Origin of the sequence: Nitrospira japonica, assembly GCF_900169565.1 — a bacterium.
GTDB lineage: Bacteria > Nitrospirota > Nitrospiria > Nitrospirales > Nitrospiraceae > Nitrospira_C > Nitrospira_C japonica_A.
The window spans coordinates 3,937,592-3,959,482 of the sequence record NZ_LT828648.1 but is presented as its reverse complement, the minus strand read 5'-3'; the positions used below and the strand labels follow the sequence as shown (position 1 = coordinate 3,959,482).

The 21,891-nt window shown below is 52.2% G+C and carries 19 protein-coding genes; all 19 read left to right on the top strand.

Annotated elements, in window-relative coordinates:
- Window positions 1-2 precede the first annotated feature (2 nt).
- The 19 genes from NSJP_RS20240 (at window position 3) to NSJP_RS18430 (ending at window position 21,756) form a co-directional block, all read left to right on the top strand.
- Window positions 3-1,100: a Gfo/Idh/MocA family protein gene (locus tag NSJP_RS20240; protein WP_080888347.1), complete on the top strand. Its 1,098-nt coding sequence runs from the start codon at window positions 3-5 to the stop codon at window positions 1,098-1,100.
- A 91-nt stretch (window positions 1,101-1,191) separates the two neighbouring features.
- Window positions 1,192-2,205, top strand: coding sequence for a glycosyltransferase family 2 protein (locus NSJP_RS18515; protein WP_080888346.1), 1,014 nt, complete (start codon window positions 1,192-1,194; stop codon window positions 2,203-2,205).
- Window positions 2,206-2,251: 46 nt separating this feature from the next.
- Window positions 2,252-2,971 carry a polysaccharide deacetylase family protein gene (locus NSJP_RS18510; protein ID WP_172834470.1) on the top strand — a complete coding sequence of 240 codons (720 nt, stop codon included), beginning with the start codon at window positions 2,252-2,254 and terminating at the stop codon, window positions 2,969-2,971.
- Window positions 2,972-3,017: 46 nt separating this feature from the next.
- A complete protein-coding gene (locus tag NSJP_RS18505) occupies window positions 3,018-4,523 on the top strand; it encodes an alginate O-acetyltransferase AlgX-related protein (protein WP_080888344.1) in 1,506 nt (501 codons plus the stop codon).
- Between the two features lie 112 nt (window positions 4,524-4,635).
- Window positions 4,636-5,529 carry a glycosyltransferase family 2 protein gene (locus tag NSJP_RS18500; protein ID WP_080888343.1) on the top strand — a complete coding sequence of 298 codons (894 nt, stop codon included), beginning with the start codon at window positions 4,636-4,638 and terminating at the stop codon, window positions 5,527-5,529.
- Between the two features lie 36 nt (window positions 5,530-5,565).
- Window positions 5,566-6,411 carry a DUF5672 family protein gene (locus NSJP_RS18495; RefSeq protein ID WP_080888342.1) on the top strand — a complete coding sequence of 282 codons (846 nt, stop codon included), beginning with the start codon at window positions 5,566-5,568 and terminating at the stop codon, window positions 6,409-6,411.
- Between the two features lie 365 nt (window positions 6,412-6,776).
- The gene (locus NSJP_RS18490; protein ID WP_155970483.1) at window positions 6,777-7,868 is read left to right on the top strand and encodes an SGNH/GDSL hydrolase family protein; all 1,092 of its coding nucleotides are present in this window, start codon (window positions 6,777-6,779) and stop codon (window positions 7,866-7,868) included.
- Complete coding sequence (locus tag NSJP_RS18485) at window positions 7,868-9,376, top strand: DUF6298 domain-containing protein (RefSeq protein WP_231989436.1); 1,509 nt, start codon at window positions 7,868-7,870, stop codon at window positions 9,374-9,376. The genes NSJP_RS18490 and NSJP_RS18485 overlap by 1 nt, the downstream gene beginning before the upstream one ends.
- 62 nt (window positions 9,377-9,438) lie before the next feature.
- A complete protein-coding gene (locus NSJP_RS18480) occupies window positions 9,439-10,275 on the top strand; it encodes a class I SAM-dependent methyltransferase (protein ID WP_080888339.1) in 837 nt (278 codons plus the stop codon).
- A 23-nt stretch (window positions 10,276-10,298) separates the two neighbouring features.
- Window positions 10,299-11,162 carry a glycosyltransferase family 2 protein gene (locus NSJP_RS18475; protein WP_197685447.1) on the top strand — a complete coding sequence of 288 codons (864 nt, stop codon included), beginning with the start codon at window positions 10,299-10,301 and terminating at the stop codon, window positions 11,160-11,162.
- Between the two features lie 45 nt (window positions 11,163-11,207).
- Complete coding sequence (locus NSJP_RS18470) at window positions 11,208-11,972, top strand: FkbM family methyltransferase (protein WP_080888337.1); 765 nt, start codon at window positions 11,208-11,210, stop codon at window positions 11,970-11,972.
- 106 nt (window positions 11,973-12,078) lie between these two features.
- Window positions 12,079-13,083, top strand: a complete 1,005-nt coding sequence (locus NSJP_RS18465) for a glycosyltransferase (RefSeq protein ID WP_080888336.1) — start codon at window positions 12,079-12,081, stop codon at window positions 13,081-13,083.
- Window positions 13,084-13,106: 23 nt separating this feature from the next.
- Window positions 13,107-14,084 (top strand): glycosyltransferase, encoded by a 978-nt coding sequence (locus NSJP_RS18460; protein WP_172834469.1) that lies wholly within the window; start codon window positions 13,107-13,109, stop codon window positions 14,082-14,084.
- Between the two features lie 220 nt (window positions 14,085-14,304).
- Window positions 14,305-15,210: a glycosyltransferase family 2 protein gene (locus tag NSJP_RS18455; RefSeq protein ID WP_231989435.1), complete on the top strand. Its 906-nt coding sequence runs from the start codon at window positions 14,305-14,307 to the stop codon at window positions 15,208-15,210.
- A gap of 36 nt (window positions 15,211-15,246) precedes the next feature.
- The gene (locus tag NSJP_RS18450) at window positions 15,247-17,094 is read left to right on the top strand and encodes a carbamoyltransferase family protein (RefSeq protein ID WP_080888333.1); all 1,848 of its coding nucleotides are present in this window, start codon (window positions 15,247-15,249) and stop codon (window positions 17,092-17,094) included.
- A 19-nt stretch (window positions 17,095-17,113) separates the two neighbouring features.
- Complete coding sequence (locus NSJP_RS18445; RefSeq protein ID WP_080888332.1) at window positions 17,114-18,124, top strand: UDP-glucuronic acid decarboxylase family protein; 1,011 nt, start codon at window positions 17,114-17,116, stop codon at window positions 18,122-18,124.
- A gap of 74 nt (window positions 18,125-18,198) precedes the next feature.
- Entirely contained in the window at window positions 18,199-19,434 is a 1,236-nt protein-coding gene (locus tag NSJP_RS18440) for a glycosyltransferase (RefSeq protein WP_080888331.1), read from the top strand.
- Window positions 19,435-19,474: 40 nt separating this feature from the next.
- Window positions 19,475-20,509 carry a FemAB family XrtA/PEP-CTERM system-associated protein gene (locus tag NSJP_RS18435; RefSeq protein WP_080888330.1) on the top strand — a complete coding sequence of 345 codons (1,035 nt, stop codon included), beginning with the start codon at window positions 19,475-19,477 and terminating at the stop codon, window positions 20,507-20,509.
- The gene (locus tag NSJP_RS18430) at window positions 20,506-21,756 is read left to right on the top strand and encodes a DegT/DnrJ/EryC1/StrS family aminotransferase (RefSeq protein ID WP_080888329.1); all 1,251 of its coding nucleotides are present in this window, start codon (window positions 20,506-20,508) and stop codon (window positions 21,754-21,756) included. The genes NSJP_RS18435 and NSJP_RS18430 overlap by 4 nt, the downstream gene beginning before the upstream one ends.
- The last annotated feature ends 135 nt before the right edge of the window (window positions 21,757-21,891 follow it).

The following is a 21,891-nucleotide window of genomic DNA, read 5'->3' as shown; positions in this document are numbered from 1 at the left end:
TCATGTCGCATCAACATACTGGGAGCAGATTACGGGTTGCAGTTTTAGGGACTGGGGCATTCGCCGAAACTTGTCATGTGCCTGGTCTCCAATCCCATCCACAAGCAGAAGTCCGTGCGATTTGTGGCAGGCGAAAAGACCGTGCTCAATACCTAGCCGACCGGTTCAGTATTCCTATCATTTCAACGGACTATCGAGAATTGCTCAGTCGTTCCGACATCGATGCCGTGACCATCGTGACGCCGAATAGCTTTCATGCCGAGCAAGCTTGTCTCGCATTGGCTTCCGGAAAGCATGTGTTCTGTGAAAAGCCGTTGGCCACAAATCTATCAGATGCCTGCGAAATGGTCCGAGTTGCCGAAGCGAGCGGAAAGGTCCATCAGGTTGCATTTACATATCGGTACCTCCACGGGATTCGCGAGCTTCGGCGGAGAATATATCAGGGAGACATTGGAGTGCCGCACTATGTGCGCGCGCACTATGACTGCTGGGACGGCTTACACCCGTCGTTCAGTGCGGGCTTTCGTGACAAACTAGATCTGGCGGGGGGGGGTGTTCTCTACGATGTTGGACCTCACCTGTTCGACCTTGTGTCCTTTGTGCTCGGTCCGATTGAGTCCGTTACGGGGTTCTCGAAGATGATCCCGCGTCATCGTAGGAATGTCGGGCCTCTTATACAAGAGGAGGTCGAAACGGATGATTTCGCCTCGGCTTGGTTTGTCCACGAAAGCGGAGTGCGAGGGCAGTGGTTTGGAAGTCGAGTGACCCCCCCGCTGGCAGAAAGAAGTTTTGTTGAAGTGATTGGAGACGAAGGAGCTTTGCGGGCCTCATTGAGCAGGGGGGGGGTGGATGTGCTAAAAGTATCCACCCCAAGCAAACCTACGTGGGACGAGTTATGCCTTCCAGACAAAACGGACGATGAGTCTCCGCACTGTTTGGGCGCAATGATGCGGAGCTTCGTAGATGCCTGTCTTCGCGGGAAGCTTGATGGCGAGGTTGACGCCTCCTTCTATGAAGGACTCGCAGCCCAAGAGGGAGTGGCAGCCGTGGAAGAAGCCATGGCGGACATGACATGGGTACGGATTAGGAGATATCACTAAGTCAAAATGAGTCGGATGGAACTTCTGCCAGTTCACAGCTTGGAAAGCAGTAGAACATGGATGGCGAGAGGTAACCCAGGAATTAACAGTAATGGAACCGTTGGTCAGTGTTATTGTCTCCGCCTACAATCTGGGATGGTGTATCCAGGATACGATTCGCGCTGTCTTGGCACAAACCTATCGAAATATCGAGATCATCGTAGTAGACGACGCATCGACGGATGACACATCGGATCGCGTCAAGCCCTTTCTAGACCAAATCACCTATATCCGACATGAGACCAACCAAGGGTTGGCGAATAACGCCGAGGGAGGTCCAGCAAGGAATACGGGGATTCGCATCGCTAGGGGGGAGTACCTGGCATTCTTGGATGGTGACGATCTGTGGGAGCCCGAGAAGATTGCCGTGCAAGTCGAGACCGCACGGCGCTTTCCTCATGCGGGGCTTATCGCGGTCGACGGGGTTTCATTTAATCATGAGAATGGGAGAATTCTCGGCACGTCGCTGTTTCACGACCAAGGTGATTCCCTATGCGGAGCCATGGAAGAGGGGGAGGCTCTAGAAGCCGATATCTATCGCCGAACATTGCGGGGTTGTATGATTGATACTCCTTCGCAAGTCATGATTCCAGCGAGTGCGATAAGCGTAGTTGGTCCGTTTTCGCTGTGTCGCTCCGATGACTATGACTTCTATGTTCGACTCACTGAAAAATTCAAAGCGGTGCTTGTCAAGAAGCCGCTAGTACGTTATCGGTGTCACACCTCCAGTATCTCCGGCCCGTTGCAAATGCAATTCTTTCGATTTGTGCAATCCGGCCTTGCGGCGCGCAAGCGGCACCTCTTGGTTTGTTCGGAAGAGGTGAAGCCGTTTCTGAAACAGCAGATTAGAAATAAACTGCGAATAGCTTCTGAGCGTACTCGAGAAGAGGGAGATCGAGGACAAAAGATATGGGCGTCACGCTTCTTGTGGGGGCTGGTGACCAATAATCCCACCTCTCCGGGCGTAGAGTATGTTTGGTTGTCACTTGCCCGACTCTGGTGTCCGGAGTCAGTGGCGACAATTGTGCGTCCCCTGACAACGAGAATATTGCGGCATCTTCGCTGAGAAGGGCGAAGGCCAAGTATCGGTCGACCGGTGAGATATGCGTCCTGTGATCACGCAAGTAAAAGCTGAAATAAAAAAAATACTCGGTAGCCTCACTAGTGTTGTTACGAAGGATCGAGTAGCCGCACTGACCTTCGATGACGGACCACATCCTGAATTTACGCCCCAAGTCTTGGATGTTCTGGATCGTCATCGGGCGCAGGCTACTTTTTTCATGGTCGGACAGGCCGCCAAGCAATATCCTGACTTGGTAAGAAGAGTGGGGGAGGCCGGCCATGCCATTGGCGGCCATTCCTGGGATCACTCTTCATTTCGTCGTCTTACTGGCTCTGAGCGTCGTCGCCAAATGCTTGCGTGTCAGGAGGCCCTAGCGCCCTATGGATCACCACTAGTCAGACCGCCTTACGGGGAGCAGAGTTTGGCCGCGCGTCTTGATGCGTTTAGGCTGGGATATGAGGTGGTCGGTTGGAGCTTTGATGTCGGAGATTGGTATGAACTAGACGCGTCTTTAATGGCTAATCGTTTAGTTGAATGGCTTCAGCCAGGAAGCGTCGTATTGTTACACGATGCACTGTTCGATCAATCTAAGCCGGCTAGTGAACGAAAACACGAACGACAATCCCATGCCGATCGTAAGTTTATGCTGAAAGCCTTGGATGAGGCGCTCAAGCGGCTCAGTGGTAGGTATCACTTTGTCACCGTGCCAGAACTGCTACGTCGTGGGAGCCCATACCGGACATTTTGGTTCAAGAAGTTCGTCTACTGACCATAGTTAAATTGTTCCCTGGAAATTTCGTTTCAGAGGGGATTTTGTGCCCAAGAAGCAAGTGTTTCCGCTCTTGACCATCGGATGCGCAGTCGGACTCCTTTGGTCTTATGGGCTTTTCGTCAGTATCCTAGACGAAACGATCGTTGGCGTATCCGTTGGACTCCGCGACGTCGTAGTGATAGCAGCTGTGGGGGTATGTTTAATTTTGGCGCTTGGTCAATGGACGTTGAAGTCTCAGGTTCTTTCCTCTCGTGAGGCCTATGCGATTGGTGGTGGAGCGATCGCGATTCTCGGAGCAATGCTTGCCCTCGATACGGCCTACAGCGGCTACCTTAGTTCTCAACAACCATTAAGATGGGACCGAGAAATCTCGCGGGTATCCGATCGTAACTCCTGGGTTGGCGAATTGTATCCTGATTTATTTTATCCAGATCATGAGAACTATCGGCTTCATAAGCCCAGTCGCGTTGTAGAAGGGTTCCACTTCGGTGATATGTACACACCGAGCATGCTTAAGTCTAAGACGCTGATGGAATCGGTGCTTTCCAGAAAATACGTCAAAATTGCGATCAATGAGGATGGGTTTCGAGGAGGAAAGGCGTTTGATAATGCGAGAAATGCGAGAATTGTAGCCTTGGGTGATTCATTTACGTTCGGGTGGGGAGTCAATGAGGAAGCAACATGGGTGGGACATCTTGAACGATCATTAGGAGAAACTATTTACAATCTTGGCATTCATGATTCCTCACCAAGGCAGGAGTACTTATTGTTGGAGCATTTACTGGACCAGGGAAAGCTCCGTCTGGATCATGGCCTCCTGTTATGGCTAATTTTCGAAGGGAACGACTTGGAGGACTCGTACGATACCGTTCGTCCGACTTCTGAGTCCACCATGACTCAAGTCTTGGATAACACGCTTCTCTCTGGACTCTGGAAGATTCCACGTGTGATCAAGCATCAATCAGTCGTCGATATTTTTCGGTCCGGGCGCGCAACGTTTTTGATGTCGGGTGCTGGTCGAAGCGGAGGAGCGTATTGGGTCGACGGGATACAATTGGCCACACCCCTCTACCGTTCTCCCCGATTCGGATACAAGCTGTTTTCGCCGCTTCAGATTGAACGTGCGAAGTCGACTCGAGAATATGTGGCTAGCCATCCGAACCGGTCAGCACTACATCGGACGATTCAAGACATGGCTGCCTTATCTAAGAAACATGGATTTGAGGTCGTCATGTTACTAGCACCGAGTGATGCAAGACTCTACGGAAGTTACTTCGATGATTTCCCGCAAGCCTCTGATCGAGCTCATTTTTTGGAGGCCGTGTCGGAAGAGGCGGGAGCGGTCTCTTTTCGGGTGGTGAATTTGTCGGAAGCACTACGTTCTTATGCGGAAAATGAGCTATTGTATTTTCGAGATGATGATCATTGGAATGAGCGAGGCCATGAGGTGGTCGCGGAAATTGTCGGCAAGCGGTTGAATGTTCAACGACAGTCTGCAAGTCGTTCAAACACGGTTGTGCAATCCCTATGGAAACAACGCCCAACATAATACTGTATGTCTCCGGAATTGCCACGGTTGTATTTCCATCCAAACAAAGTAGGGACGATGATCCCGCCGATGCCACGAGTCTTGGATGTGCTCTTCCCTAATTGAGGATGTCATGAAACTGAGCGTCATCATTCCCTGTTACAACGCGGCATCGACCATCGGCGATTTGCTCAAGGCCTTGGCTGGAGAGACTTGGGCAGAGCCATGGGAGGTCATCGTCGTTGACAATCGCTCGGATGACAAGTCGGTTGAAGTTGTCGAACAATACCTGGGAAAAGTGCCGGGTCTTCGAGTCGTCAAAGCCTATGAACGACGAGGTAAATCCTACGCTCGCAATACCGGCGTCGCCGCCGCAAAAGGCGATGCCATAGCCTTTTGTGATGCTGATGATATGGTGGGAGCGGGATGGTTGAAGGCAATAGGAACTGCCCTAGAGAGCATGGATTGTGTCGCATGTCGTGTGGATTTCACCAAGTTGAATGAACCGTCGCTGGCCACGCAGCATGCCTATCACGAGCAACACCATGGGCTTCAGAAAGCTTGGTATCCGCCTTATCTTCAGCATGCCGGGGGTGGGACCTTGGGTATCAAACGTGCGATTCATAATCAAATCGGTGGATTTGACGAGGCTTTTCCGGCTCTACAAGATACTGACTATTGCTTTAGAGTGCAGTTGGCGGGTTATCAGTTATTCTGGGTATCGGAAGCGGTTATTCACGTCCGATGTCGACCTGGTTCAACAGCCAGATTTCACCAGATACGCGAATGGGCTCTCTATAATGTCTTGCTCTCGAAACGCCACAGTGTGGATACAAGAAAGGGCGTGGTTGCCTGGAAAGAATATGTGAAGAACTGGATCCGGTTACTTGAGTTGCTTCCGAAAGTCCGTACCAAGCTGGCTTGGAATAGATGGATGTGGTACTTCGGTTGGCAGGTTGGAGTGTTCCACGGAAGCCTCAAGTTTCACACTTCACCGCTTCCGCTTCCTTTTCGCCCCGGCGTATGACGATGACGCTCATTCTTTCCTTGCGGTAGGCATCCAATGCATTTCGGCCAGCCTTTTGGAGATCAAGAGAAGAGGAAAGTAGCTGTGGTCATTCCTCTGTCGAATCGATCGACATTCACGGTAGACGAAGAAATTTCTTACAAGCAACTTGTGCACTTCCTCGGAAAGTATGATCGATATTTTGTGACTCCTAAGAGCCTGGACATCGACTTTCCTGAGTCACGCATCCGACGGTTTGACGATCGGTATTTCGGAAGCATCGTTGCGCATACGAAATTGATGCTCTCCGCAATGTTCTACGACTCGTTTTCGGACTATGAATACATCCTCATCCATCATCTTGACGCGCTTGTGTTTTCCGATCAGTTGCTAAAGTGGTGTGAAGAGGGATTTGACTATATCGGTCCCCCATGGATCAAGTGTGATGCGACCCCTTGGGTGGAAGTGTCGCGAGTCGGAAACGGAGGATTATCGTTGCGGAAGATCAAGAGTTTTTTGAGAGTATTTGACTCGGATCGGCACTGGGTGGATCCGGATGAATACTGGGAGGGGTTTTGTCGGGCTCATCCACTTCCTACTCAATTGTTAAATCTTCCCCGTAAGTTTCTCAAACGTCTCGTGTATTTTAACAATGTAAAGCACGAGCTTGCGCAGTGGCCATTTCGGACGGATGGAAAAGGTAATGAGGACTATTTCTGGGCCGATGAAGCGACTCGATACTATCCGCCGTTTAACGTCGCTCCCTTCAAGGTAGGTCTTCGGTTTGCATTCGAAGTAGCGCCCAGACTCTGTTATCAAATGAACAACTACCAACTTCCCTTCGGATGCCATGCTTGGCCGCGATATGACCGGGCGTTTTGGGAGCCTTATCTTTTGAAATAAATCAGGGGTATCGCAGTGCGTGTCTAGGTGCAACCTATCTCCAGCATCGATAACCATTCCAAATTGAAGCGACCACAGGGCGAAGCGCCTGATCCTTAACGTGTGAGTCGCGAGGTCGAGTCCATTACCTCCGTACATCCGACGAACATGACCATTGGTCAGGCCGTCTGCCGCGAATATAGAATCGCGAGCGGTTTTGTCTGGCCGCCGGTGCCGTCCTACAGGTTTGATAACAACCTTCTGCGTAATCCGGAGGCCCGCGTTCAACCACATCGGCAGCAAGCGTTTGATGAGCGTCCGCGAGAACTCCAGTGATAGGCAAAGTTCTGCGTAGACTGAGCCCGAGTCTGAAGACAGTTGTCATCGTGATGCTGCCCATTCTCTCTGTCGTGTTTGTCCTGGCTGCGGCGGAAGTGGTCTTTCGGCTGTATCAGCGGTGGGACTATGGAATTCCGATTCGAGCATCCTTGGAACAAGAGGATTGGAATCCTGCCTGGTCGCTTGTTTTGGACGATACGCTCGGTTGGCGTGCAAGGGCGGGGTACTATGACGAAGTTACAGAGACTACGTCGCATGGAAAGCGATATCCCGTCACGCGTTCACAGCATGATTATGGATTTAGGATGTTTGGTGATCTCCGATCGGGCAAGCCCACCATTTTGGTCATCGGTGATTCATTTACTCAAGCGAGCCAAGTGTCCGATGGCGATACGTATTTTGCGATTATCAAGCGCGAACTTAACGCTGAGATTTTTGCTTATGGTGCCGGCGGGTTTGGGACGCTTCAGGAATATATGATTCTTGATCGCTATGTGGACATGATCCATCCCTCACTGATCTTGTGGCAATTCTGTCTCAATGACTTCATCAACAATGACCCGGCGTTGGAAATGGCCAGTTCAATGAACAACAACGGATGGAGAAGGCCTTATTGGGTCGACGGGCGCATCGAATATCTGCTCCCCAAAACGTGGACTGGGTCCTTGCGCATGTGGGCGCAGCGATATTCGCGGTTCTTTCACTGGACTTTCTCCCGCTGGGATAGATTGTTGGCTATGCATCCCGGAAAGACCGTAGAGGATGATATTGCCAAGGAGGGGCTTTCCCACAAAGGATTTCAACATGCCATGCGCGTAACTGGAGAGCTGGTGCGTAAGACGAGATTGCGCGTCGGCGATGTTCCAATCGTGGCGTTCTCTTGCTGGAAAGCCGAACCATATGACACTGCGTTCAAAATGATTTCCGATCAATCGGACATTGTATTTTTCCCAGACATTGCCGGAGAAGTCCGCGCAGCATATGAGCGCGGAGAAGATGTGTTTCACATAGATATGGGCCATTGGAGTGTCGAGGGACACCGGTTGGCTGGTTTATTGATCAGCGATCATTTACGTACCCTCTTTCCAAAACTGTTCCAGCGGCCCCCAGCATCGTCGGCGCCGAGCACGAGTCATTGATGAAGATAACCTCTCGTCTAATCCCCTCTGTGTTGTGCGCGGCTGTGTCTTGGGTTGGGGCGGCGGGGTGCACGTCTGTCCCCGCTGATCACGGCAACCCCACAATAATGGGTCCTCTTCGCCTGCTGAAGTCCAACCCACGCTATTTCATTGATCCAGCAGGGCATCCGGTTTATTTGACCGGATCTCATCATTGGTTCAGTTTTCAGGATGGCGGAAAATCAGATCCTCCCCCTCTCTTCGACTACTCCGAGTATCTGAGTTTCATGGAGCGACATAATCATAACTTCATACGACTTTGGGTCAAAGAACAGGCACGGTGGTTTCCTTCTGCTGACCTTCACAGCGACTACTATCTTTCTCCAATGCCTTACAACAGGATTGGACCAGGGATGGCTCGAGACGGGAAACCGAAATTCGATTTGGATCAGTTCAACCCAGCATATTTCGACCGTCTCCGCGATCGTGTCGTCGCGGCAGGGGCGCGAGGGATCTACGTGTCAATCATGTTATTCAATGGATGGGGAGTCATGCCGTTTGAGGATTTGGGACTTCCAGGAAATCCTTGGCTCGGTCATCCATTTCATCGCGACAACAATGTGAACGGTGTGGATGGCGACATCAACGGCAATGATCAGGGGGACGAAGTACACACGCTCGGATCGGATCCACGCCAAGTGACTCGCTTAAAGAGGCAAGAGGCTTATGTCAGCAAAGTCATTGATACGGTCAATGATCTGGATAATGTGCTCTACGAAGTTGGAAACGAAATAGTCGAAGCCTCTACAGAATGGCAGTATCACATTGTCCGATATGTGAAGGCCTATGAAGCCGTGAAACCAAAGCAGCACCCCGTTGGCATGACTTTTCAGGGGATGCAGGGCGGCGCTGCGCCACACAATTACTCATTATGGGACAGTCCTGCGGACTGGATATCACCGGGAACCAGAGAGGCGCCAGGCGATCCACTGACGATGTCCTATCGTGAAGATCCTCCTGTCGCCAGTCATGCGAAAGTGATTATTACTGATACCGATCATCTATGGGGAGTTGGGGGAGATCGGGTATGGGTATGGAAGAGTTTCATGCGCGGCCTCAATCCCATCTATATGGATCCCTATGGAAGGCAGGACCAGCCAAAAGCCGACGAGTCCGCTCGACGAGCCATGGGAGATACGTTGATATTCGCAGGCCAGATCAACCTTGCTCTGATGGAACCCAGACCGGAAGTTTCCTCGACGACCTACTGTTTAGCGCAGCAAAATCGCGAATACCTCATCTACGTGCCACCTCCGTCCGAAGCGTCGTCAACCACTCAATCGAGCCGGACCATTACCGTGGACCTTCCTGCGAGAGAATTCCACATGAACTGGTTTAATCCCGAAACAGGTGAGAGAATGAGCGGGAATCTTGTAGCCAGGGTGGGCGGCAATCTATTTACTGTTCCTTATCCGGGGGATGCAGTTCTGCATCTGGTTTCTATCGAAGATCGAGCAGGGAATAAGTAGATATCTGAGGCACGTGTGCCTAGTGTTTCGTAATATCGATTGAGGGACAAGGGAGAGTTAATATGGCGGGAACCGGCTTTAGTAATTCAATGGTTGTCGCAGAATTGCGTTATATTCAGTCCGTTCGTGAGGCCAGAGAATTCAAGAATCCGGATACATGGGTTCGGAGATTCATCCCCACCTTCAGGCGATGGCAATGCGCGTTGTTGAGTTCTCGAAAACTTGCCGACCTGAGATCCGATCCTTTTTACTATTATCTCGTTGCAAGGACAGAATACTACGACAGGCTGTTCCTCAATGCGATTGAAGATAATGTGCGATTCATCATCAATGTGGGGTGCGGAACCGATACGCGTCCGTACCGGTTCAACGATGCATTGGAGAAAAAAGGAATCAAGGTATTAGAGTGTGATCAACCTGTGGCCATTGCGCAAAAAGAGGAGATGTCTCGGAGGCAGGGAGTCTTCGATCATGTGGCTTACATGTCCGTGAACTTGAATGATGCGGCATGGCCAGAATTGGAATCATGGCTGAGTCGGAATCGGACGGGCAAAGGGTTTGTGTTTATGGAAGGTGTGAGTCCCTATGTCAATACCGATACATTCGACAGATTCTTGTCTCTACTTGCCAAGGAACTGCTTCCGGGAAGTCGAGTGGCGTATGATTTCAAGCTCAATGGAGTCAAGGACGATTTCGGCCGCACCGGTCGAACCCAGCATCCATTCAGACTTCCGGCTGCGCGAGAAACAATTTCTGATTACCATAAAAAGTTTGGCTATCGGCTTGAGCACATGGAGTTGGGCTCGGAGTTATCGGTCCGTCTCCTCGCGGGAATCAAACAAATGGGAGCCGCATTGTTCGAGGAGGATGCCCTTCTTCAGCTTGAAGTGATGGACTGAAAGCAATCTGAACAGATGGATGGATGATGGAATCGTACCCTAAAATTACCGTCGTAACTCCCTGCTATAATCATGGTCGATTTATCGAGCAGACCATCACGTCCATCCTCGATCAAAACTATCCCAATCTCGAATATATCGTGATGGACGGTGGAAGTACCGATAATAGCGTCCAAGTCATTGAGAAATATCAGAAACATCTGGCTTACTGGATAAGCGAGAAAGACCGAGGGCAAAGTCATGCTATCAACAAGGGATTTCACCACTCGACTGGAGAGGTGATGACATGGCTTAACTCTGATGATTGCGTGGAGCCGGGCTCTCTGCACCTGATCGCCGACCATGTCCGCCGATACCCCAAGATTGGCGCCTTTGTGGGTCACGGGAGAATCGTAGATACCACCGGGCGGGAGATATATTTTAGAAAAGCAGGGGAACTCACATTCGAGCGGTTTTGTCAGTGGTTGGATGGCGGGGATTTTCTGCAGCCATCTTGCTTTTTCCGGCGATCGGCATGGGAACTTGTCGGCCCGCTTGACGAACACACACATATTGCATTTGATGTGGATTATTGGCTACGGATGGCTAAATGCGGCGTACAGTTCCAAGCCGTTGAAGCTCTCTTATCTACTTCCCTCTCACATGGAACCGCGAAGACAACCGCGTTTAGGCATCATATGGTTATCGATACGGCGGTGGTGGTGATCAGGGCGGGAGGAGAAAAGTATGTTCGGAAACGGCTGGACGAGATGGCGACCCAGTTCTCCTATTACGAGGCGAATTACAACATGATCATAAATCACCCGGTCGTGAAAGCGGTCCTGCCGCTTGTCCGGCTATTCATAAAGCCTGCCGCTCGATGGAAAGATGTGACCCCATGGTGGTAATCTGGACACTTCTATATAGTCCGATCATGAGGGGCACAATTAGCCGTGATTCTCCGTACAAGACAATTACTGAAACGGATTGCCGGGCCTGCGTTCGCTCCGAAAGTTCGCCTATTGCTCGGCATGATCGACAAGAATCAATTCTACGACGTTCTGTCCTATGAGGTAATGAAGAAGTGCCTGAAGGAGCGATCCGTTTGCGTGGATGTTGGATGCCATGCAGGCTCGTTTCTTCGGTGGATGATGGAGATGGCTCCGAAGGGAACATTTTTTGCGTTCGAACCCTTGCCGGAGCTGTATAAGAGACTTTCGGATTCATTTACGTTTCCTCCCGTAAGAGTGTTTAATCTTGCCTTGAGTGATCGTGCAGATGTCGTGTCATTTAACTATGTCGTTTCGAATCCTGCGTACAGCGGTTTGCTCAAGCGAAGATACGATCGCCCCAACGAAACGGATTGCACGATTACCGTACCCACCGACCGCCTGGATTCGATAATCGGCGAGCATGATTGCGTCGATTTCATTAAAATAGATGTTGAAGGTGCTGAGTTTCAGGTGCTCCGAGGAGGCGCCCGTACGATCAACAGGTGCAAGCCGATTATTGTGTTCGAGCACGGAATTGGTGCAGCGGATTGCTACGGGACGAGGCCCGAGCAGATATACGATCTTCTTTGTGATGAATGCGGTCTTGGTATTTCGCTTCTGGATGGCTGGCTGGTTGGTCGACAGCCGCTATCGCGGGATGGATTTTGCGAACAGTTTAATAAGGGCCTAAACTACTACTTTATTGCTCATCCTGTTTCTCTCTGATCAGAGAGTTGAATCCCTTGTCTGTCCGTTTTTGACCTGAATTAGGGGAAAGGGCATGACCGCTGGCCTCCCTGAGACTCTGGCACGATGTTGCAGAGGAATCTGAATGTTCGAGCCATTGGTCAGCGTAATCATTCCCACATATAACTCCCAAGATTATATTCGGGAGGCGGTCGATACGGTTCTGAAACAGACGTATGCAAACCTCGAAATTATCATTGTCGATAGTTCAACTGATGATACCAAGCAAGCACTTGAGCGGTACGGTGAGAAAGTCCGCTATTTCTATCAAGAACCGAAAGGCGTTTCAGCGGCTAGGAACTTCGGCCTAAGGCAGGCCCGTGGGTCTCTTGTCGCATTTCAGGATGCAGATGACCGCTGGCTCCCCGGAAGGATCGAGGCTCAGATTCTCGCGCTGCGACATTTTCCCGATGCTGCACTGGTATTTTCTGACTACGCCATGTTCGACCACTCCGGAGTAATCCTGCCTTCTGCCTGCTGGCCGCATTTTAAGATCTGGCTTGAAGAACACAGAGTAACTGAAGGTGACCTTGCCTATGGTCAGTTGTACTGGGAGCTGATGTTGGGTAACTGCATCGGCACCTGTGCCGTGTTGGCCGCGAAAGACGTGCTTGAGGAATTCGGTGGATTTGATGAGACCTTCAAGACCTGCGAGGACCTGGACTTGTGGCTTCGGGTATCTACGAAACACTCTTTTCTGTATATCGACAAGGTTCTCGCGGAGTATCGAGTGCACTCCTCTGGACTATCGGGGGCGCAAGATACCAGAGACATGACCTGGGCACTTGATCGGGCGCGAGTTCGAGAGAAACATCTTCGAGCGGACTTGGTTCCTCAAGACTTGCGTTCTCGTGTAGAACGATTGCAGGGGAAGGATTGCTGGGAGTTGGGGATTGCGTGTCTGGACCGCGGCGACCGACCATTGGCCAGAACTCTCTTCAGCATGGGCCTCCGATATCGCCCCTTCGATATCCTGACGTGGCTGTATATCGGGTTCAGCCTTCTTCCCAATTCATTCATTGCTATCGGTAAGCGTATGAAACGGGGGATCCACCAAGGTCCGGCTTGGAGTTCTGAAAAGCTGAAATGAGTAGTGTTGGAGGCGATGCGACGATGCCGAGACCGTTGGTCAGTGTCATCGTGCCTGTTCACAATTGTGTCGACTATCTTGATCAGGCGCTCAGGAGCGTGCTCGATCAGGACGGCCCTCCTATAGAAGTCATCGTGATTGACAGTTCGACAAAAACGTCACGCGGGGATGTTCCCGCCATGGCGGACGCACGAGTTCGGCGATATTCACAAGAGCCTCGTGGAGTCTCAGCGGCGAGAAATCTTGGCATTCAGCAGGCGCGCGGTGAATTTATTGCCTTTCAAGATGCGGATGATGAGTGGCTGCCTGGAAAACTCCGCCTTCAACTTCAAGCGCTCGAGAAATATCCCGAGGCTTCGCTCGTATTCACGGACACGATGATGTTCAGAGACACCACGGTCATTCAGCCATCGATGAATCAACATATGCTCAAAGACTGGTGCCAATCCCATGGGCCAGATCTCGCCGGATGTTACTATGGCCCACTATACCCTCAACTCCTAGTGCGAGACTGCATGAATACCTCCGCCGTGGTGGTTCGGCGGTCAGTGCTGGATTTACAGGGAGGATTTGATGAGAATTTCAAAGTTGGAGAAGATTACGATCTATGGTTGCGAATTGCGAGACAGTATCCAATGATCTTTATAGATCGCGTGCTCACGAAGTATCGTGTTCACGCCGAGGGACTATCAGGCGGAGACGATGTGCGGACGCTACGCTGGCTTGAAGCGCATATGGCGGTCCGTAAGAAACACCAACGAATGCGATGGGTACCTCCCCAGCATGCGGGACTTTTGACGGACATTTTAGGTGAACGCGCCTGGGAGGCAGGCTGGAACTATTTTGGGCGTAACCAGCTTCAGGATGCCCGTCGGCATTTCTATATTGCGATGCAATCGAAGCCGTTTGTCCCAAAGGTATGGCTCTACTGGTGCTGTTCATTTCTGCCATGCCGTGTGATTGAGACCATACGAGCCTTACGAAATGCTGGCAGAGCTTAGGTAGCAACGATTGGCGAAGCTGTTAAAAACACGACCGAGAAGATTTCCGAAGATCCTCGTATGTCAATAAGGTGAAGCCAAGGGAACCATGGAACCGTCAACAGTCACAATATCAGCCCACAAGCCGCAAGATTCGGCGCCATACTTGAAATCGTGCGAACCTGCTCTGGTCTCTGTGGTAATTCCCGCGTACAACTGCGGGAACTACATCGCGGAGACTTTGGAGTCGGTCATCCAGCAGGATTATCCGAAGCTCGAAGTTCTCGTTGTCGACGATGGATCGACCGATCACACAAAAGAGGTGGTAGCAAGCGTCAAGTCCGATCGCGTGCGGTACGTGTATCAACAGAACAGCGGTGGTCCTTCTGGTCCCAGGAATACGGGGGTTCAGCAGGCTCGAGGCAAGTATGTCGCATTTCTTGATTCGGACGACATTATGCTCCCAGGCAAGATTCAGCGTGCCGTGGATCTTCTGGATCGTGAACCTCATCTCGGCCTCGTCTTTGCCAATTTTGTAAAGTTTGACGAAAGCACTGGCCAGCATGCCGGCGCGTTTTTGGACACCTACGAATACTTCAAGAGCGCGCCCAAGCGGCTCGTCGGAGAGTCACAATACGTCATTCAAGCTGCGGCGGCCTATGATGCCCTGATTGTCGAGAATTATATCGGCACGTCCGGAGTCGTGGCACCGAAGGCGGTCTTAGCTGATGTCGGTCCATTTGACCTACGGTTGAGAGGTCCCGAGGATTATGATCTGTGGCTGAGAATTGCCTATGCCTATGACATCGGATTTATCGATATGATCGGTCATCGTTATCGGGTCAGGCCGGATGGGATAACGGGGCTCGGCGATGCAAAATTGGTCCCCCATTCCATACAAGTTATGCAGAAACAATTGGATCGTCCGCTTCCATCGTCAACGCGCAGGAATGTCCGTAAGAAACTGGCGATGCAGTTTTTTGCGCTCGGATACTGTCACCAGATGGCGGAAGAAATGAAGGCGGCCCGGCAACATTATTTGCTGAGCTTGAAAGAAGCTAATTATTGGCTGTCCTGGAAGGGACTATTTATGACTTTTTTAGGAGGCGGTGCAATTCGCAGATTGAAGCAGTTACGGGGTGATTAGCACCGACTGACTTTTGAAGAATGAGGGAATAATTAGATGAGCACTATTCTAGGAATATCGGCTTACTATCATGATAGCGCCGCTTGTCTTGTGCGAGACGGAGATATCGTGGCTGCGGCACAAGAAGAGCGATTCACGAGGAAGAAACACGACCCCGGTTTTCCGCATCGAGCTATCGATTACTGTCTGCAGGCCGGTGGAATCCGCTTGGGTGAAGTGAGCCGCCTGGTGTTCTACGACAAGCCGTTGGTGAAATTTGAGCGGCTTCTTGAGACCTATCTGGCCTTTGCGCCTACCGGTTTGCAATCGTTCCTGGCCGCGATGCCGGTCTGGATGAAAGAGAAATTGCTCCTTAAGACTCTATTGTGCGAGGAATTTCTGAAGCATGACCAAAGACTCAAGAAGCGCGACCTTCCGCAGTTGCTCTTCTCCGAACACCATGAATCTCATGCAGCTTCAGCATTTTTTGCCTCCCCGTATGATTCTGCGGTGGTACTCTGCATGGATGGAGTCGGGGAGTGGGCCACGACGTCTGCGTGGAAGGGGCATGGTAACCAATTGACGCCGCTGTGGGAAATACCATTTCCTCACTCGCTCGGGCTGTTGTACTCCGCTTTTACCTACTACACAGGCTTCAAGGTGAACTCCGGGGAGTACAAGGTGATGGGGCTCGCGCCATATGGGGAACCGAAGTATGCGAAAGCCATTTATGATCACCTTATCGACATTAAGCCGGACGGTACTTTTCGGATGAACATGGAATATTTCAACTATTGTACCGGCTTGACCATGACGGGAAACAAGTTCGACTCCCTTTTTGGAGGGCCGCCACGAAAGCCGGAGTCAAAGTTGACGCAACGAGAGATGGATCTTGCCCGTTCAGTTCAGGAGGTGACGGAGGAAGTGATGCTGCGGATTTCGCGCTCGCTCCATCGAGAAACGGGTCTCGACTACTTGTGCCTAGCCGGCGGTGTGGCGCTTAATTGTGTGGGAAACGGCCGTATCCTGAGAGAGGGGCCGTTCAAGGACCTGTGGATTCAGCCCGCGGCTGGCGACGCGGGAGGGGCCTTGGGCGCAGCATTGAGCGTTTGGCATCAGTATGAGAATCAGCCAAGAATCTCGAACGGAAAGCAGGACCGCATGCGCGGGTCCTACTTGGGGCCGGCTCATACGAATGAAGAGATCGAGGTATTTCTGAAAAGCAAAGGCGCGCCGTATAGCAGGCTATCCAACTCGGAACTCTTTGAGCGCGTTGCACAGGATCTTGCCCAGGAGAAGGTTGTGGGATGGCTGCAGGGTCGCATGGAATTCGGCCCCCGGGCGTTGGGGGGACGCAGCATTCTCGGTGATGCAAGAAGCACGAAGATGCAGTCGATCATGAACCTGAAAATCAAGTATCGTGAATCGTTCAGACCATTTGCGCCGTCGGTATTGCGTGAACGCGTCTCAGATTATTTTGACCTGCACTCCGATAGTCCGTATATGCTGATCGTGGCGCCGGTTCAGGAAAAGCGGCGTCGGCCGATGACGGCTTCACAGAAAGATCTCTGGGGCATTGATTTGCTCAATGTGCCGAGATCGGACATTCCCGCGGTTACCCACCTCGACTACTCGGCAAGGGTACAAACGATTCATCAGGAGACCAACCCGCAATACTACAATCTGTTGAAATCGTTTGAAGCCCTCACGGGGTACGCGGTGCTGGTCAATACCTCATTCAATGTACGAGGTGAGCCGATCGTATGCACGCCGGAAGATGCATACCGGTGCTTTATGCGTACGGAGATGGATGTCCTCGTGCTCGAGAACTGCGTCCTGTACAAACAGGACCAAACGCCGCTTGCGGAAGATACGGATTGGAAAAAAGAGTTTGAGCTGGACTAGAGAAATGGGAGGCACGTGTATGCGGATTCTCATCACCGGAGGCGCTGGATTTCTTGGCAGTCACCTGAGTGACTTGCTGATTGGTAAGGGGCATGACGTAATTGTGATGGACAATCTGATCACTGGACGAGCCGAGAATATCGCGCATTTGATGGGACATCCTCGGTTCAGCTTCGTCAAGTACAACGTGTGCGACTACATTCATGTAGACGGGGCGCTTGATGCGATCCTGCACTTTGCGTCCCCGGCAAGTCCCCAGGATTATCTGGAGATGCCCATCGCGACGATGAAGGTTGGTGCGCTGGGTACGCATAAGGTATTGGGGTTGGCCAAGGCGAAACACGCTCGACTACTGTTGGCCAGCACCTCGGAAGTCTATGGCGATCCGTTGGTGAACCCCCAACCGGAAACCTATTGGGGGAATGTCAATCCCATCAGCCCCCGCGGCGTCTATGACGAGGCGAAGCGGTTTGCCGAGGCCATGACGATGGCCTATCACCGGTATCACGGAGTCGACACCCGCATTGTCAGAATTTTCAACACGTATGGACCGAGGATGCGTCCTCACGATGGGCGAGTCGTGTCGAACTTCGTGGTGCAAGCCCTTCAAGGGAAGCCATTGACCATATTTGGTGATGGAAGCCAGACCAGAAGTTTCTGTTACGTCGATGACTTGGTCCGGGGTATTACGACGCTGCTCTTGATCGACTCAGACAAGCCGGTAGCGGAACGTACGAATCGGGCAAGATTTCTGACGAAGTCTACTCAACCCCTGCCTGAAACCATCCACGACCCCGTGAATATTGGCAATCCGCGAGAATTGACCGTCAAGGGCATTGCCGAGCTTGTGCTCAAGCTCACCGGTTCTAAAAGCCAGATCGAGTATAGACCGTTACCGGCTGACGATCCGAAAGTGCGACGCCCGGACATTCGTCTTGCGAAGCAGTTGCTGGGATGGGAGCCGGAAGTGGAACTTGAGGATGGTCTCCGAAAGACTATCGAATATTTCAGTCAGGTCGTATCGGACTGACAGCCGCACGGTTGGTGTTGTCATGCAGCCCGAGATGGATGCGGCGGGTACAATGGTTCAGTAAGACATAAATCATGAAAATATTGGTGCTGACTTCCGATGTTCCCGCCACTTCGAGCATGCCGGGATCTCCCCGGCTGTTTAGCCTCTGCCGCGAACTGTCCAAGCATCATGAGTTATTGCTGGTCTGCCGCTGCTCATCTCGGGATCGATACAGGATGTTTCTCAATGACCCTACTGCCGCCCGTGTCTTCGCGCGTGTCGAGGTCCTTCCCGATCCTCCTCGACCGACGTGGTGGGGGCAGCAATGGCATCGCATGAATCTGGCCGCTTTTTTCGAGACACGGTATCGACAGCCATCCTACTATCGCATGATGCGGGAAAAGATCGACGCGCTGTGTATCGAGGCGAAAGTCGATCTCATTTATGCCGATCTGATTTTCATGACGGAGTATGTCGGAGAGCATCGAGCCATCCCTGCGATCGTGGATCTCACGGATTCCATTACGCTCATGGGGCTTCGTGTATTGCGGTCGGAGCATGGACTCTCGAAAAAATTGTCTGCGTGGGCCCATCTTGTGCGGGCCAGGCAACTTGAGCGTACCGTTGGAAATGTCTTCGATCTGGTGGTTACGAATTCCGTCGTCGACGAGGGCGTTATCAAGGGGCTGTCAGGCTCCTCTAACACGCTCACCGTGACGAACGGAGTTGACATGGACTACTTCCTGCCCGGCATAGGTCAGGGAGAAACGGACAAGTTGGTATTCACCGGAGTGATGGGCTATCCGCCTAATCAAGATGCAGCGCTCTATTTTTCGGATGAGATCTTTCCCCTAATCAGGGCGAAGCGTCCCCATGCGCAGTTTTGGATCGTCGGCAACGGTCCGCCGGAAAATGTCAGAAGATTGGCACAGAGACCAGGCATTCACGTCACTGGAGAGGTCGAGGACGTACGGCCGTTCGTAAGATCGTCGGCGCTCGTGGTTTGTCCCCTGAGACTGGGGACCGGCGTCAAGAACAAGATCTTGATCGCCATGGCAATGAAAAAGGCCACTGTCGCAACACCGCTCAGCATCGAAGGTTTGGATCTGGTCGATAATCGTGAAGTGGCTCTCGCAGACAGTGCGCAAGTCTTTGCCGACAAGGTTGTGCATTTACTCGAAAATCCGACCGAGGCCCAGCGTCTGGGCGCAAACGGATTAGCTCGGGTTCGGGAGCATCATTCGTGGGCCGTCATGGCTCGGTCGCTAGAAATGGCGATCGATTCGGTGATTGTTTCTCGCAACGGACGTTCTCATCCGTTGAATTGAACGGGAGTTTTCTCCGCCGGTTCTGTTGGGACGAAAATCCATGAACGTTATTACTCTGAATACTGCCACCGACGCCGCCCTATGGGATGCATTTGTACTGAGCCGCCCGGAAGCCTCCGGCTATCACACCCTGGCATGGCGGGAGGTTGTGACGCGCGTGTTTGGGCACCCCACCTTCTATTTGATGGCCAAGGACGGCCAGGATATGGTTCGCGGCGTGCTCCCTCTGGTCCTCACAAAAAGCCCCCTGTTTGGGAGCTTTCTGACTTCTCTGGCTTTTTTCAATTATGGGGGGATTCTCGCAGAAGATCGGATGGCTACCGAGAAGTTATTGGCTCGGGCCGGCGACCTTGCCCGTGAACTTGGAGCCGGCCACATTGAATTGAGACAGACGGCGCCATTGGAGACCGATTGGCCGGTAGGTCAGCACAAAGTGTCCATGCGCCTGGCCTTGCCTTCTGATCCGGAAGCCTTGTTCAAAGCCTACCCGTCGAAGCTGCGAAGCCAGATCCGGCGAGGGCAGAAGGAGGGGATGGAGGTTCGTATCGGGGCTGAAGAACTCTTGAATGACTATTACAGCGTCTTCTCTCGATGCATGAGGGATCTTGGTACTCCTGTATATGCAAAGGGTTTCTTCCGAGCGATTGTCGACGCTTTCCCCAAAGAGACTCGCTTGTTCGTCGTATCATTGCAACAGCAGCCGCTTGCGGCGGGACTGGTCTATGGATTCCGCCGGGTACTTGAAATTCCATGGGCGGCATCGGACAAACGATACGGTCGGCTGGCGCCTAACATGTTGCTGTATCATGCCGTTCTCGAATATGCCTGTCGGGAGGGATTCACGGAGTTCGATTTCGGGCGATCGTCCGTGGACAGCGGGACGTACCGTTTCAAACAGCAGTGGGGGGCTCAACCGCGCCCATTATACTGGTACTATTGGTTGAGCCAGGGCCGGGAGATGCCTCGATTGAGTCCTGACAATCCGAAGTTCAAGGTCGCGATCAGCCTGTGGCAGCGTCTCCCACTCTTTGCCGCCAACTTGCTTGGTCCGCACATCGTCAAATATCTGCCATGAAGCTGCAGCGGACTCTTGCTCCCACCTCGGCGCCTCTTTCTCTCTCCAACCTCATTGGCTCTCTTCCGGGACTCATTGGTGGTCGGAAGTACCGTGAACGATTGATCCGAGAATTGGAAGCCAAGTTTCAGGCCAGGGGAGTGTTTCTTGTTTCGTCCGGGAAAGCCGCTCTGGTGGTGGTTCTGAAGGCCTTGGCGGCGAGTTCAAGGCGACGGCGGGTGATCATTCCAGCCTACACGTGTTTTTCCGTGCCGTCAGCAATTGTGAGAGCAGGCCTGGAGGTTGTTTTATGCGATGTGAACCCGCGCACGCTGGATTTTGACTTCGAAGAGCTGGAGCGGCTCCTGAGTGAGGATATCCTCTGTGTTCTGCCGACTCACCTCTTTGGCCTTCCGGCTGACGTACGACGTGTCGTCCAACTATGCCGCACACGCGATATCGCTGTGGTCGAAGATGCGGCCCAGGCGCTGGGCGGAGGGTCTGAAAAAGGACTCGTCGGTACTGAAGGAGACGTGGCATTTTTCAGCCTTGGTCGTGGAAAGAACCTCACGAGCGGAACGGGAGGAATCATCGTTACGAAGTCGCCCACCTTAGCCGACGCGATTCATGCCGAATATTCGAAGTTGCCGGCTGCCTCCTTCGGCGAAACATGTCGAAATTGGGCCGAACTGGTTCTCATGAGGGCGTTTATTCGCCCGACCTGGTATTGGTTACCGTCCGGACTTCCATTTCTTGGTCTAGGAGAAACCAAATTCTATACCGATTTCCCGGTGTGCCGTATGGATGAGGTGCGAGCCTGTCAATTGGTGGGCTGGGACCGGCGGCTGGCCAAAGCAAACACGGATCGCGCGGCTTGTGCAGGAAAATTGATTATGGGACTGAACCAGGGCTTCAATGGTCTGCAACCAATTACGCACCCCGATGGCGTCTATCTCCGCTTGCCGGTTCTCTTGCGGGATAGAGTGGCCAAGCATGAGGCCTGTGCGCGCAGTCAAAAATACGGTGCCGGAGTAAGTTCAAGCTACCCAACGACGATTCAGGACATTCCCGAACTGGCTGGTCGGATTACCGACCGGACATGTCCAGGGGCTCAAGAGGTCGTCGAACGATTGGTGACCTTGCCGACCCATGAATTTGTGACGGAATCTGATCGTGTAAAGATCTGGCGGGTCTTGGGAGTTTCAGAGCCTCGCTCCAGGAACACCGGGGCACGTTCAGCCCCAGTTGACCAATGCAGTTCCGGCTGACGGTGTAGAGCGATACGATATGGAAGCGTTGTTCTGGTTGTCAGTCTGGTTTATCGGGTACGCCTATGCCGGATACCCGCTATGCCTCTATACTGTCGGCTTGTTTCGAAGCAGACCAGTAAGGAAGTCGGAGTT